Here is a 12,230-nt window from a genome sequence, read left to right as displayed (position 1 = left end):
ACTCTATCAGATCTTTCCGATCCGATTTCCTCGGTGCTTTCCAGGTTCTCGCTTTCGCGTTTCCCTTTCCGGCGGTTCCGACTTTATCAGAAGTTCTGAGTCGGATTTCCCGCCCCGTTCGGGGACTGGTTCCGACGCACGAAGCGATCGGGTTCCCGTTCAGGCGGAGCCGTAAACGTACTGGAGCGGGGCGCCCCGATGCAAATCGAGGCGCCCCGCTCCGGGTTCACGCTGATGAGGGCCGACGGACCGTCAGACCTCCACCACCACCGGCAGGATCATCGGCCTGCGGCGATAGGTGTCGGAGACCCACTTGCCGAGTGTGCGGCGCACGAGCTGCTGGAGCTGGTGGGGCTCCACGACGCCGTCCTGGGCCGACCGCTCCAGTACCTCCGTGATCTTCGGGATGACGTCTCCGAACGCGGAGTCCTCGATGCCGGAGCCGCGGGCCTGGATGTGCGGACCGCCGGTGATCTTGCCTGTGGACGAGTCCACGACCACGAAGACCGAGATGATGCCCTCGTCGCCGAGGATCTTCCGGTCCTTCAGCGCCGGCTCGCCGACATCGCCGACCGAGAGGCCGTCGACGTAGACGTAACCCGCCTGGACCTTGCCGGAGATCTTGGCCTTGCCCTCGATCAGGTCGACCGCCACGCCGTCCTCGGCGATGACGATGCGGTCGTGCGGGACGCCGGTGAGGGCGCCGAGCTCGGCGTTGGCGCGCAGGTGGCGCCATTCGCCGTGGACCGGCATCAGGTTCCTCGGGCGGCAGATGTTGTAGAAGTACAGCAGCTCCCCCGCTGAGGCGTGGCCGGAGACGTGCACCTTGGCGTTGCCCTTGTGGACGACGTTGGCGCCCCAGCGGGTCAGGCCGTTGATGACGCGGTAGACCGCGTTCTCGTTGCCCGGGATGAGCGACGACGCGAGGATCACCGTGTCGCCCTGGACGATGCGGATCTGGTGGTCGCGGTTGGCCATGCGGGACAGGGCGGCCATCGGTTCGCCCTGGGAACCCGTGCAGACCAGCACGACCTCGTTGTCCGGAAGGTCGTCGAGCGTCTTGACGTCGACCACGAGGCCCGGCGGGACCTTCAGATAGCCGAGGTCGCGCGCGATGCCCATGTTCCGGACCATCGAGCGGCCGACGAAGGCGACCCGGCGGCCGTACTCGTGGGCCGCGTCCAGGATCTGCTGGATGCGGTGGACGTGGCTGGCGAAGCTCGCCACGATGATCCGCTTGCGGGCGCCGGCGAAGACCTGGCGCAGGACGTTCGAGATGTCCCGCTCGTGCGGGGTGAAGCCGGGGACCTCGGCGTTCGTGGAGTCGCTGAGGAGGAGGTCGATGCCCTCCTCGCTCAGGCGGGCGAACGCGTGCAGGTCGGTCAGCCTGCTGTCCAGCGGAAGCTGGTCCATCTTGAAGTCGCCGGTGTGGACCACCATGCCCGCGGGGGTGCGGATGGCGACGGCCAGGGCGTCGGGGATGGAGTGGTTGACCGCGACGAACTCGCAGTCGAAGGGGCCGATGCGCTCACGGTTCCCCTCGGCCACCTCGAGGGTGTAGGGCCGGATGCGGTGTTCCTGGAGCTTGGCCTCGATCAGGGCGAGGGTCAGCTTGGAGCCGATCAGCGGGATGTCCGGCTTCTCGCGGAGCAGGAAGGGGACACCGCCGATGTGGTCCTCGTGGCCATGGGTGAGGACGATGCCCTCGATGTCGTCGAGGCGGTCCCGGATGGACGAGAAGTCCGGCAGGATCAGGTCGATTCCGGGCTGCTCCTCCTCGGGGAAGAGCACTCCGCAGTCGACGATCAGCAGGCGGCCGCCGTACTCGAAGACCGTCATGTTTCGGCCGATTTCACCGAGGCCGCCGAGCGGGGTGACCCGCAGGCCGCCTTCGGGGAGCGGCGGGGGCGAGCCGAGTTCAGGATGCGGATGACTCAAAAGACTCTCCTCAACCACACGCGCCACGTACCGGTAGGGCACGTGGCGCGCGTGACGTTCGTGCAGAAGCAGTTGTCGTTGTGGTGCGGGCACCGGTGGCCCGCGTATTCAGTTGTGAAGTCAGGTGCGCGGTCGCCCGCGCGAAGTCTGTTGCTAGAGCTGTACCCCGCCCGCGGCAAGATCGATCTTGAGCTGTTCGATCTCCTCGGGTGAGCACTCGACCATCGGGGCGCGCAGCGGTCCGGCGGGCAGGCCCTGGAGGGTGAGCGCGGCCTTGGTGGTCATGACGCCCTGGGTGCGGAACATGCCGGTGTAGACCGGGAGCAGCTGCTGGTGGATCTCGGTCGCCTTCTGGACGTCACCGCTGGTGTAGGCGTCGACCAGGGCGCGCAGCTCGGGGGTGACGACATGGCCGACGACGGAGACGAAGCCGACCGCGCCCACGGAGAGCAGGGGCAGGTTCAGCATGTCGTCGCCGGAGTACCAGGCGAGGCCGGAGCGGGCGATGGCCCAGCTGGCGCGGCCGAGGTCGCCCTTGGCGTCCTTGTTGGCGACGATCCGGGGGTGCTCGGCGAGCCGGACGAGGGTCTCGGTGCTGATCGGGACGCCGCTGCGGCCGGGGATGTCGTAGAGCATCACCGGCAGCTCGGTGGCGTCGGCGATGGTCTTGAAGTGCCGGTACAGGCCCTCCTGCGGGGGCTTGTTGTAGTACGGCGTCACGATCAGGAGGCCGTGCGCGCCGGTCCGCTCGGCCTGGCGGGCGAGCTCGAGGCTGTGGTGGGTGTCGTTGGTGCCGACCCCGGCCACGACGTGGGCGCGGTCGCCGACCGCCTCCAGTACGGCTCGTACCAGGTCCGATTTCTCCGCGTCGCTGGTGGTGGGGGACTCGCCGGTGGTGCCGTTGATGATCAGGCCGTCGTTGCCTGCGTCCACCAGGTGCGTGGCGAGCCGCTGCGCGCCGTCGAGGTCGAGTGCGCCGTCCGCCGTGAACGGCGTGACCATAGCGGTGAGGACCCGCCCGAAGGGGGTCTGCGGAGTGGAGGTCGGAGCCATGGGTTACACGCTACTCGCTGCTCAAGGCGCGGTCTGCCCTAGGGGTGCGGGAAAAGTCAGGACAAAGGCGGAGCCCGGCACTGCCTGCTCGGGGGTTCAAGCAGTGCCGGGTCCGTTTGATCAGGCTAGATGAACTTCTCCAAATGCCGCAATACGGACACTTCGTGAGGCTGATCCGCACATCAGTGCCTGACCGGGGAACTCAGGTGCGTTACGGCGCCACACGGCCGTTCGCATTGAAGGCGGCGTAGGTGAGCGGCATGAGCCGGGCCCACTCCTCCTCCATCTTCTCGCCCACCATCTCGATCTCCCGCTGCGGGAAGGAGGGCACCTTCGCCAGCTCGTGCTGGGTGCGCAGGCCGAGGAAGTGCATCAGCGAGCGGGCGTTGCAGGTGGCGTACATCGAGGAGAACAGACCGACGGGCAGGACCGCGCGGGCGACCTCGCGGGCGACGCCGGCGGCCAGCATCTCCTGGTACGCCTCGTACGACTGGCGGTAGGAGTCCTCCATCGCGCGGCCGACCAGTTCCTGCTGGGCCTGGGTGCCCTCCACGAAGACGTACTTGCCCGGGCGGCCCTCCTGGACGAGCTTGCGGGACTCGTCGGGCACGTAGAAGACCGGCTCGAGCTCCCGGTACCGACCCGACTCCTCGTTGTACGACCAGCCCACGCGGTGTCGCATGAACTCGCGGAAGACGAAGATCGGGGCGCTGATGAAGAAGGTCATCGAGTTGTGCTCGAAGGGACTGCCGTGCCGGTCCCGCATCAGGTAGTTGATGAGGCCCTTGGAGCGCTCGGGGTCCTTCTTCAGCTCGTCCAGGGACTGCTCACCGGCCGTGGAGACGCGGGCGGCCCACAGCACGTCGGAGTCGGCCGCGCTGTGCTTCACCAGCTCGACGGTGACATCGCTGCGGAAGCTGGGCTTGAGATCGTCGGCGGGGGTGTCGGTCACGACGCGGAGGGTCCTTCCATCACTTCACTCGGGCGGCGCCCACTCTACGGCCCGGCACTGACAACGGGGCGTTCGGTGCTGGTCCGCGACAACTTCGGAGAACTTCTGCCAATTCGGCGTAACAGGGCACCATTTGCGGCACCCGCTCGTCTGTGTTGGTGACAGTGATTCGTTCGAGTCCCGAGAGGAGCAGGACCTCCCATGTTCCTCCCCCAGCTACCGCCGGGAGGTGCCCCCAGTGAGCCCGTACCCTTCGCCTTTCTTGCCGAAGCGGACCGGTTCCGCAGCAATGTCACTCCCCCGCCCCGCGAGCGGGCGTCCGCAGGGGAGATAGCCGGGCGCTGGCTGCTGGGCCTGACCATGGTGGGCGCGTTGGTGGGCTCCCTGGTGGTCGGGATGCCGGCGCTCTCCCAGGATCAGCCGGCCCGGCAGACACAGCAGTCGCAGGCGTCCGACGGGCGTTGACCCCGCCCCTCGGCCGGTACTCACCCCATCCGGACCCCCTAGGGTGGTGAGCCGGGACACGGGTCGATAGCCTCACCGGGCACAGCCCAGCATGGATCGAGTGAGGAACCGCCGTGCCCCTGCCCTTCCTGACGGCCGACCGGGCCTTCGAGACAGCCGACGACGTCGCGCTGCCGTTCGACGACCGTGACCGCTGGCGGCGGCCCTACCGTCCCGGGCCCTGGCGGGTGGGCATGGCCGCGCTCCTGCTGCTGCTCGCCTCCTACGTGCTCTTCGCGGCGGTCATCATCGCGCTGACCGGCACGCCCGGCTCGGCCGGAGTGGTCTTCGGGATCGCCCTGGTCGTGATCGCGGTGTCGCTGCGGCTGCTGCGGATGGGCGTGTGGGTGAGCGCGCAGGGGCTGCGCCAGATCGGCTTCTTCGCCACGCGTACGGCGCCCTGGGACCGGGTCGTCGCGGTGCGCACGGTGCAGCAGCCGGTGCGCTGGCTGGGGCTGCCGCGCACGGTCCAGGGCCAGGCCCTGGTCGCCGTACGCTCCGACCGGGCATCGGACGGGCCGACGCCGCTGCTGACCACGCACAACGCGGACTTCCTGGGCCGTCCGACGGCGTTCGACCGGGCGTCGGACACCCTCGAGGCGTGGGGGGCGGAGAACCGCCGGGGCTGACCGGCGGGTTGAGACGCGCGAAGGGGCCCGGTCCGTGTCGCGGACCGGGCCCCTTCGTCTGCTCGTCGCCTCTGCTCGTCAGCGCGCGGCTTCCCGCAGGGAGATCGCCCGCTGCATCGCCTTCCGCGCGCGCGGGGTGTCCCTGGCGTCGTGGTAGGCGACCGCCAGGCGGAACCAGCTGCGCCAGTCGTCCGGCGCGTCCTCCGTCTCGGCCTTGCGCAGGGCGAAGACCTCGTCGGCCGAGTCACGGTCGATCCGGCCGCTGGGGGTGCGCTTCAGCTCGTCGACGGGCAGGCCGCCCTCGGCGTCGAGTTCGGCCGCGAGGGCGTTGGCCTTGCGGACGAACTCGGTGTTCTTCCACAGGAACCACAGACCGATCGCCGGCAGGACCAGCACCGCGATGCCGAAGGTGACGGTGATCGGTGTACCGGCCTTGATGAGCATGAAGCCCCGGCTGCCGACCAGGACGAAGTACACGACCAGGACGGCGGCCGTGACGGCGTAGGAGATCTTCGCGCGCATCAGCCCAGGTCCAGGAAGTGCTCCAGGCCGAAGGTCAGGCCCGGGGTCGTCACCACGCGCCGCGCGCCGAGCAGGATGCCCGGCATGAAGCTGCTGTGGTGCAGGGAGTCATGGCGGACGGTCAGGGTCTCGCCCTCGCCGCCGAGGAGGACCTCCTGGTGGGCCAGCAGGCCCCGCAGGCGGACCGCGTGGACCGGGATACCGTCGACGTCCGCGCCCCGCGCGCCGTCCAGGGCCGTGGTCGTGGCGTCCGGCGCCGGGGCGGTGCCGGCCGCGCGGCGGGCCTCGGCGATGAGCTGGGCGGTGCGGGTGGCGGTGCCGGAGGGGGCGTCGACCTTCCTGGGGTGGTGCAGCTCGACCACCTCGACCGACTCGAAGTGGGGCGCCGCGATCTGCGCGAACTTCATCGTCAGCACGGCCCCGATGGAGAAGTTCGGCGCGATGAGCACGCCCGTCTCCGGGGAGTCGGCCAGCCAGCCGTTGAGCCGGGCGAGGCGCTCGTCGGTCCAGCCCGTGGTCCCGACGACCGCGTGGATGCCGTGGCCCACGCAGTACTCGAGGTTCTCCATCACCGAGTCCGGCGTGGTGAGTTCGACGGCGACCTGGGCGCCCGTCTCCGCCAGCGTCTCCAGCTTGTCGCCCCGGCTCAGGGCGGCGACCAGCTCCATGTCCTCGGCGGCCTCCACGGCCTTGACCGCCTCGGAGCCGATCCGGCCCTTCGCGCCGAGGACCGCCACGCGCAGCTTGCTCATCTCTTGCTTCCTTAAGCCAGAACAGAAGGGGGTTAGGCCACGGCCTCGTGCAGCCGGGACGCCTGCTTGTCCTTCAGCGGGCCGATGACCGACAGCGAGGGCCGCTGTCCCAGGATGTCCCGGGCCACCGAGCGGACGTCGTCCGGCGTGACCGAGGCTATCCGGGCCAGCATGTCGTCGACCGACATCTGCTCGCCCCAGCACAACTCGCTCTTGCCGATACGGTTCATCAGCGCGCCGGTGTCCTCCAGGCCGAGGACCGTGGAGCCCCGGAGCTGGCCGATGGCGCGGCCGATCTCCTCGTCGGACAGACCGTGCTGGGCGACCTGGTCGAGCTCGTCACGGCAGATCTTCAGCACGTCGTGCACCTGCGAGGGACGGCAGCCGGCGTAGACGCCGAACAGACCGCAGTCGGCGAAGCCCGAGGTGTACGAGTACACGCTGTACGCCAGGCCCCGCTTCTCGCGGACCTCCTGGAAGAGCCGGGACGACATCCCGCCGCCGAGAGCGGTGTTCAGCACGCCGAGCGCCCAGCGGCGCTCGTCCGTCCGGGCGAGGCCCGGCATGCCGAGGACGACATGCGCCTGCTCGGTCTTGCGGCCGATCAGCTCCACGCGGCCCGCGGTGCGCACGGCGCGCTTGCCGCCGCGCGGGGCGATGGGCGTGGCGTCGAGGTTCTTCAGGGCGCCGGACTTCTCGAAGGCGGCGCGGACCTGTCGTACGACCTTGTTGTGGTCGATGTTGCCCGCGGCTGCCACGACCAGGTGGGTCGGGTCGTAGTGCTTCTTGTAGAAGCGGCGGATGCGGTCGGCGGTGAGGGCGTTGACCGTGTCGACCGTGCCGAGGACCGGGCGGCCGAGGGGGTTGTCGCCGAACATCGTGTGCGCGAAGAGGTCGTGCACACAGTCGCCCGGGTCGTCCTCGGTCATCGCGATCTCTTCGAGGATCGCGCCGCGCTCGACGTTGACGTCCTCCTCGACGATCAGCGAGCCGGTCAGCATGTCGCAGACGACGTCGATGGCCAGGGGCAGGTCGGTGTCGAGCACGCGCGCGTAGTAGCACGTGTACTCCTTCGCCGTGAACGCGTTCATCTCGCCGCCGACGGCGTCGAGTGCGGAGGAGATGTCCAGCGCGGACCTGCGGGCCGTGCCCTTGAAGAGCAGGTGCTCCAGGTAGTGCGTGGCGCCGTTCAGCGACGGCGTCTCGTCACGGGAGCCGACATGCGCCCAGATACCGAAGGTCGCGGAGCGCACCGAGGGCAGGGTCTCGGTGACGATGCGCAGGCCGCCCGGGAGGGTGGTCTTGCGGACCGTGCCGATGCCGTTCTCGCCCTTGATCAGGGTTTGGGTACGGGCGACGGCCCGCGCCTCCGAAGAGGTGCGGGCCGTCGCCTTGGAGCTACTCGACGTCACTTGTCGGCGTCGTCCTTCTTGTCGGCGTCGGAGGCTTCTTCGCCCTCGATCACCGGGATGAGGGAGAGCTTGCCGCGGGAGTCGATCTCGGCGATCTCGACCTGGACCTTCTGGCCCACGCCGAGGACGTCCTCGACGTTCTCCACGCGCTTGCCGCCGGCCAGCTTGCGGATCTGCGAGATGTGCAGCAGACCGTCCTTGCCGGGCAGCAGCGAGACGAAGGCGCCGAAGGTCGTGGTCTTGACGACCGTACCCAGGTAGCGCTCGCCGACCTCGGGCATCGTCGGGTTGGCGATGCCGTTGATCGTGGTGCGGGCGGCCTCGGCGGACGGGCCGTCGGCGGCACCGATGTAGATGGTGCCGTCGTCCTCGATCGTGATCTCGGCGCCCGTGTCCTCCTGAATCTGGTTGATCATCTTGCCCTTGGGGCCGATGACCTCACCGATCTTGTCCACGGGGATCTTGACGGTGATGATCCGCGGGGCGTTCGGGGACATCTCGTCCGGCGTGTCGATCGCTTCCATCATCACGTCGAGGATGTGGAGGCGGGCGTCACGGGCCTGCTTGAGGGCCGCGGCCAGGACGGAGGCCGGGATGCCGTCCAGCTTGGTGTCGAGCTGGAGGGCGGTCACGAACTCCTTGGTGCCGGCGACCTTGAAGTCCATGTCACCGAAGGCGTCCTCCGCACCGAGGATGTCGGTGAGGGTGACGTAGTGCGTCTCGCCGTCGATCTCCTGGGAGATCAGCCCCATGGCGATACCGGCGACGGGGGCCTTGAGCGGCACACCGGCGTTCAGCAGCGACATGGTGGAGGCGCAGACCGAGCCCATGGACGTCGAGCCGTTGGAGCTCAGCGCCTCGGAGACCTGGCGGATCGCGTAGGGGAACTCCTCGCGCGTCGGCAGGACCGGGACCAGGGCGCGCTCGGCGAGGGCGCCGTGGCCGATCTCGCGGCGCTTCGGGGAGCCGACGCGGCCGGTCTCGCCGGTGGAGTACGGCGGGAAGTTGTAGTTGTGCATGTAGCGCTTGCGGGTCACCGGGGAGAGGGTGTCCAGCTGCTGCTCCATGCGGAGCATGTTGAGGGTGGTGACGCCCAGGATCTGGGTCTCGCCACGCTCGAACACCGCGGAGCCGTGCACGCGCGGGATGGCCTCGACCTCGGCGGCCAGCGTGCGGATGTCGGTGACACCGCGGCCGTCGATGCGCTTCTTCTCCTTGATCACGCGCTCGCGGACGAGCTGCTTGGTCAGGGAGCGGTACGCGGCGGAGATCTCCTTCTCGCGACCCTCGAACTCCGGCAGGAGCTTCTCGGCGGCGAGCGCCTTGACGCGGTCCAGCTCGGCCTCGCGCTCCTGCTTGCCGGCGATGGTCAGCGCGGAGGCCAGCTCCGGCTTGACGGCGGCGGCGAGGGCCTCGAGGACGTCGTCCTGGTAGTCCAGGAAGATCGGGAACTCGCCGGTCGGCTTGGCGGCCTTCGCGGCGAGGTCGGCCTGGGCCTTGCAGAGCACCTTGATGAAGGGCTTGGCGGCTTCCAGACCGGCGGCGACGACCTCCTCGGTCGGGGCCTCGGCGCCGCCCTCGACCAGCTTGATGGTCTTCTCGGTGGCCTCGGCCTCGACCATCATGATCGCGACGTCGCCGTCCTCCAGGGTGCGGCCCGCGACGACCATGTCGAAGACGGCGTCCTCGAGCTCGGTGTGCGTCGGGAACGCCACCCACTGGCCGCGGATCAGCGCGACGCGGACGCCGCCGATCGGGCCGGAGAAGGGCAGACCGGCCAGCTGCGTGGACGCGGAGGCGGCGTTGATCGCCACGACGTCGTACAGGTGGTCGGGGTTGAGCGCCATGATCGTGGCGACGACCTGGATCTCGTTGCGCAGGCCCTTCTTGAAGGACGGGCGCAGCGGGCGGTCGATCAGACGGCAGGTGAGGATGGCGTCCTCGGAGGGACGGCCCTCACGGCGGAAGAAGCTGCCGGGGATCTTGCCGGCGGCGTACATCCGCTCCTCGACGTCCACCGTGAGGGGGAAGAAGTCGAGCTGGTCCTTGGGGTTCTTGGAGGCGGTGGTGGCCGACAGCACCATGGTGTCGTCGTCCAGGTACGCCACGGCGGAGCCGGCGGCCTGCTTGGCCAGGCGGCCCGTCTCGAAGCGGATGGTGCGGGTGCCGAAGGCGCCATTGTCGATGACGGCCTCGGCGTAGTGGGTCTCGTTCTCCACTAGCGTTTTCTCCTCGTCTTCGTCCCTCCTTGCCCGTGTGGCAGGGGGACGGTTGCGGAGAAGCGCTCCGTGCGGTGCGGGCCGGTCTTCGATCGAAGCACCCGGGGCTCGCTTCCCCCCGGGGGCCACTACCGAGGACCGGCGGCGGCGTGGTGCGCTTCTCCTCATTTCTGTGTCGTACGTATTGCGTTGTGCTACCACACTACAAAGCGTGTGTGACACTCCGCACGTTTCCGCACGTACGGCAAAGGGAGCGGCCCCCGAACGTCTCGGGACCGCTCCCCTCACGGCGTCTTACTTGGCGCCCGCCGCACCGCGGCGGATGCCGAGGCGGTCGACCAGCGTACGGAAGCGCTGGATGTCCTTCTTGGCCAGGTACTGCAGCAGCCGGCGGCGCTGACCGACCAGGATCAGCAGACCACGGCGGGAGTGGTGGTCGTGCTTGTGGGTCTTGAGGTGCTCGGTGAGGTCGGAGATCCGACGCGAGAGCATGGCGACCTGGACCTCGGGGGAGCCGGTGTCGCCCTCCTTCTGACCGAACTCGCTGATGATCTGCTTCTTCGTAGCGGCGTCGAGCGGCACGCGTACTCCTCGTAGTCTTCTGAATGGCCACCGAGTGCCCCCGGTCTGTGTCTCGGGGGAGCTTCCGTTACTCGGGAGGCGGGGATCCGCTGGGCGCGGCCTCCAGAGCGAGCGCTCCGGGGGTGCGTACACAAACGGCCGTCACTCAGGGTACCAGGCAGAGGTGGGCGCCCTCGCACGGGTTCCGGAACCGCCCTGTCGGCGGGGACTGGGCCACTAGGGTGAGCGCGCTGATCTTAGGGGTCCGGAAAAGTCTGGAATCCGGGAAGTCTGGAAGGGGTCGCTTGTCATGGCGGAGACGGAAGCGGAGATCAAGGCGCGCAAGGAGCGGGAGCGGGACGAGCTGTACGCCCTCGACATCTCGGACGTGGAGTGGGAGAGCGCGCCGGGCACCGAGACCCATGAGGAGCGGGTCGAGATCGCGTACCTGCCGGGCGGGGCGGTGGCCATGCGGTCCTCGCTCCAGCCGGAGACGGTGCTGCGCTACACCGAGGCCGAGTGGCGGGCCTTCGTGCTCGGCGCGCGGGACGGGGAGTTCGACCTCGAGCCGGCGCCGGGCAACGGGGGTGTGGGCGGGGAGTGAGGGGGCGGGGGCGGTCGTAGGGGGCCTCTTTTGCGCGTCCTCTTACTGGGTGCCTTCCGACTGCCGCGCCTTCCGACTGCCGCGCCTTCCGACTGTGCCGCATCTTCTGACTGCCGCCGCATCTTCTGACTGCTGCGCCGTCTGACTGCGCGTTCTGTTTCCGTCTTCTGTCCGTGTGCCGTGCCGTGTTGGGCGTCTACGGCCGCCAACCCGGCTTGCGTGTGCGGCGCTTCGGGGCGAGCTTGACTGGCTTGCTTCGGTTTCGTTCCGGATTGTTCACAGCTGTCGCCCGGTTTGTTCACCAATAGGAGGGCTGCGTACGCCACTTCGGGGCAGGCTGTGACGCAGTGGGCAGGTGCTCGGGGGTGGACGGGCCTGCCGGGGTGAGGCCCGTGGTGATTAGGCTGGGACCGGGCGCGACCCATGACCCGTGCACGGGGCGTCGTTGTCCCAGGGGGAGAGCCGACTGGAACGGACGACCTCGAACGACTTCGGACGACACCAGGAGGAATTGTGAGCAGCGATCGGGACGGGATCCGCGGGGGCTGGGCCACACCCGGCGATGACCACCCCGACGCCGAGTCGGCCAACGAAGTCACGGGCGAGTTCACCATCGACTACGCGCCGCCTGCCTGGTACACGCAGAACGCGAGCGGCTCCGCGGGTTCCGCCGGTTCGGGGCGGGACGAGAGCGCGTCTTCGGGTTCTTCCGGTTCCTCGGGGTCTTCCGGGGGTACGGCACCGCAGGCGCCGAGTGCGGGTGGGGCCGGTGCTCCTGGGGGTCCGACGTTCACTCCCTCCCCTACTTCTCTGCCGTCCTCGCTGCCGGGGCTGACGCCGCCGGTTCCGCAGGCTGCTCCGGGGGCGCCTTTCACGCCTCCGGCTCCGCCGCAGCCCGCGCCGGGAGCGCCGTTCACTCCCCCGGCTCCGCCTGCCTCCGGGCCGGGAGCCCCTTTCACTCCGCCGGCGCCCGCGGCTGGAGGGCCAGTCGCGGTGCCCAGGCTGCCGGTGGGGAGCGGGTTCGAACCGCAGGGTGCGCCCGCGGTGCCGCCGGCTTCGCCTGCTGCTCCTCCGGCGCCCTCGG

General features: G+C 69.3%; 11 protein-coding genes and 1 pseudogene. 4 read left to right on the top strand and 8 right to left on the bottom strand.

Annotated features, from left to right (window positions below; translation table 11 throughout):
* Positions 1 to 252: 252 nt before the first annotated feature.
* The 3 genes from ACWDRW_RS37015 to thyX all read right to left on the bottom strand — a co-directional run bounded on the left by ACWDRW_RS37015 (position 253) and on the right by thyX (position 3,943).
* Entirely contained in the window at positions 253 to 1,938 is a 1,686-nt protein-coding gene (locus tag ACWDRW_RS37015) for a ribonuclease J (RefSeq protein WP_451731890.1), read from the bottom strand.
* 153 nt (positions 1,939 to 2,091) lie between these two features.
* Positions 2,092 to 2,991 (bottom strand): 4-hydroxy-tetrahydrodipicolinate synthase, encoded by a 900-nt coding sequence (dapA, locus tag ACWDRW_RS37010; protein WP_451731887.1) that lies wholly within the window; start codon positions 2,989 to 2,991, stop codon positions 2,092 to 2,094.
* Positions 2,992 to 3,202: 211 nt separating this feature from the next.
* The gene (thyX, locus tag ACWDRW_RS37005; protein ID WP_451731885.1) at positions 3,203 to 3,943 is read right to left on the bottom strand and encodes an FAD-dependent thymidylate synthase; all 741 of its coding nucleotides are present in this window, start codon (positions 3,941 to 3,943) and stop codon (positions 3,203 to 3,205) included.
* A gap of 201 nt (positions 3,944 to 4,144) precedes the next feature.
* Here thyX and ACWDRW_RS37000 point away from each other — a divergent pair, with 201 nt between their 5' ends.
* Both ACWDRW_RS37000 and ACWDRW_RS36995 read left to right on the top strand, forming a co-directional pair.
* Complete coding sequence (locus ACWDRW_RS37000; protein ID WP_451731883.1) at positions 4,145 to 4,408, top strand: hypothetical protein; 264 nt, start codon at positions 4,145 to 4,147, stop codon at positions 4,406 to 4,408.
* A gap of 113 nt (positions 4,409 to 4,521) precedes the next feature.
* Entirely contained in the window at positions 4,522 to 5,076 is a 555-nt protein-coding gene (locus tag ACWDRW_RS36995) for a hypothetical protein (protein WP_451731880.1), read from the top strand.
* A 78-nt stretch (positions 5,077 to 5,154) separates the two neighbouring features.
* On the opposite strand, the gene ACWDRW_RS36990 is transcribed toward ACWDRW_RS36995, so the two are convergent.
* From ACWDRW_RS36990 to rpsO, 5 genes are all read right to left on the bottom strand, one after another.
* Positions 5,155 to 5,598, bottom strand: a complete 444-nt coding sequence (locus tag ACWDRW_RS36990) for a hypothetical protein (protein WP_451731878.1) — start codon at positions 5,596 to 5,598, stop codon at positions 5,155 to 5,157.
* Positions 5,598 to 6,350, bottom strand: a complete 753-nt coding sequence (gene dapB / locus ACWDRW_RS36985) for a 4-hydroxy-tetrahydrodipicolinate reductase (RefSeq protein ID WP_451731875.1) — start codon at positions 6,348 to 6,350, stop codon at positions 5,598 to 5,600. The genes ACWDRW_RS36990 and dapB overlap by 1 nt, the downstream gene beginning before the upstream one ends.
* Before the next feature lie 32 nt (positions 6,351 to 6,382).
* The gene (locus ACWDRW_RS36980) at positions 6,383 to 7,762 is read right to left on the bottom strand and encodes a M16 family metallopeptidase (RefSeq protein ID WP_451731872.1); all 1,380 of its coding nucleotides are present in this window, start codon (positions 7,760 to 7,762) and stop codon (positions 6,383 to 6,385) included.
* Positions 7,759 to 9,981 (bottom strand): polyribonucleotide nucleotidyltransferase, encoded by a 2,223-nt coding sequence (locus ACWDRW_RS36975; RefSeq protein WP_451731869.1) that lies wholly within the window; start codon positions 9,979 to 9,981, stop codon positions 7,759 to 7,761. The genes ACWDRW_RS36980 and ACWDRW_RS36975 overlap by 4 nt, the downstream gene beginning before the upstream one ends.
* A gap of 294 nt (positions 9,982 to 10,275) precedes the next feature.
* Complete coding sequence (rpsO, locus tag ACWDRW_RS36970; RefSeq protein WP_030046008.1) at positions 10,276 to 10,563, bottom strand: 30S ribosomal protein S15; 288 nt, start codon at positions 10,561 to 10,563, stop codon at positions 10,276 to 10,278.
* Positions 10,564 to 10,852: 289 nt separating this feature from the next.
* On the opposite strand from rpsO, the gene ACWDRW_RS36965 reads away from it, so the two are divergent.
* Together ACWDRW_RS36965 and ACWDRW_RS36960 are read left to right on the top strand one after the other, a co-directional pair.
* Positions 10,853 to 11,146 (top strand): DUF397 domain-containing protein, encoded by a 294-nt coding sequence (locus ACWDRW_RS36965; RefSeq protein ID WP_451731866.1) that lies wholly within the window; start codon positions 10,853 to 10,855, stop codon positions 11,144 to 11,146.
* Positions 11,147 to 11,569: 423 nt separating this feature from the next.
* Positions 11,570 to 11,788, top strand: a pseudogene (locus ACWDRW_RS36960) (SCO5717 family growth-regulating ATPase); the annotation flags it as partial.
* Between the last annotated feature and the right edge of the window lie 442 nt (positions 11,789 to 12,230).

The sequence above is a fragment of the Streptomyces sp. NPDC003635 genome (assembly GCF_053587635.1).
Note: the sequence above shows the minus strand (reverse complement) of the source record. Positions and strands in the feature narration are given on the sequence as shown.

Coding starts and splice junctions, on each gene's coding strand:
- dapA (WP_451731887.1), bottom strand. CDS start 2,991: ATGGCTCCGACCTCCACTCCGCAGACCCCCTTCGGGCGGGTCCTCACC.
- ACWDRW_RS37000 (WP_451731883.1), top strand. CDS start 4,145: ATGTTCCTCCCCCAGCTACCGCCGGGAGGTGCCCCCAGTGAGCCCGTA.
- ACWDRW_RS36990 (WP_451731878.1), bottom strand. CDS start 5,598: ATGCGCGCGAAGATCTCCTACGCCGTCACGGCCGCCGTCCTGGTCGTG.
- dapB (WP_451731875.1), bottom strand. CDS start 6,350: ATGAGCAAGCTGCGCGTGGCGGTCCTCGGCGCGAAGGGCCGGATCGGC.
- ACWDRW_RS36965 (WP_451731866.1), top strand. CDS start 10,853: ATGGCGGAGACGGAAGCGGAGATCAAGGCGCGCAAGGAGCGGGAGCGG.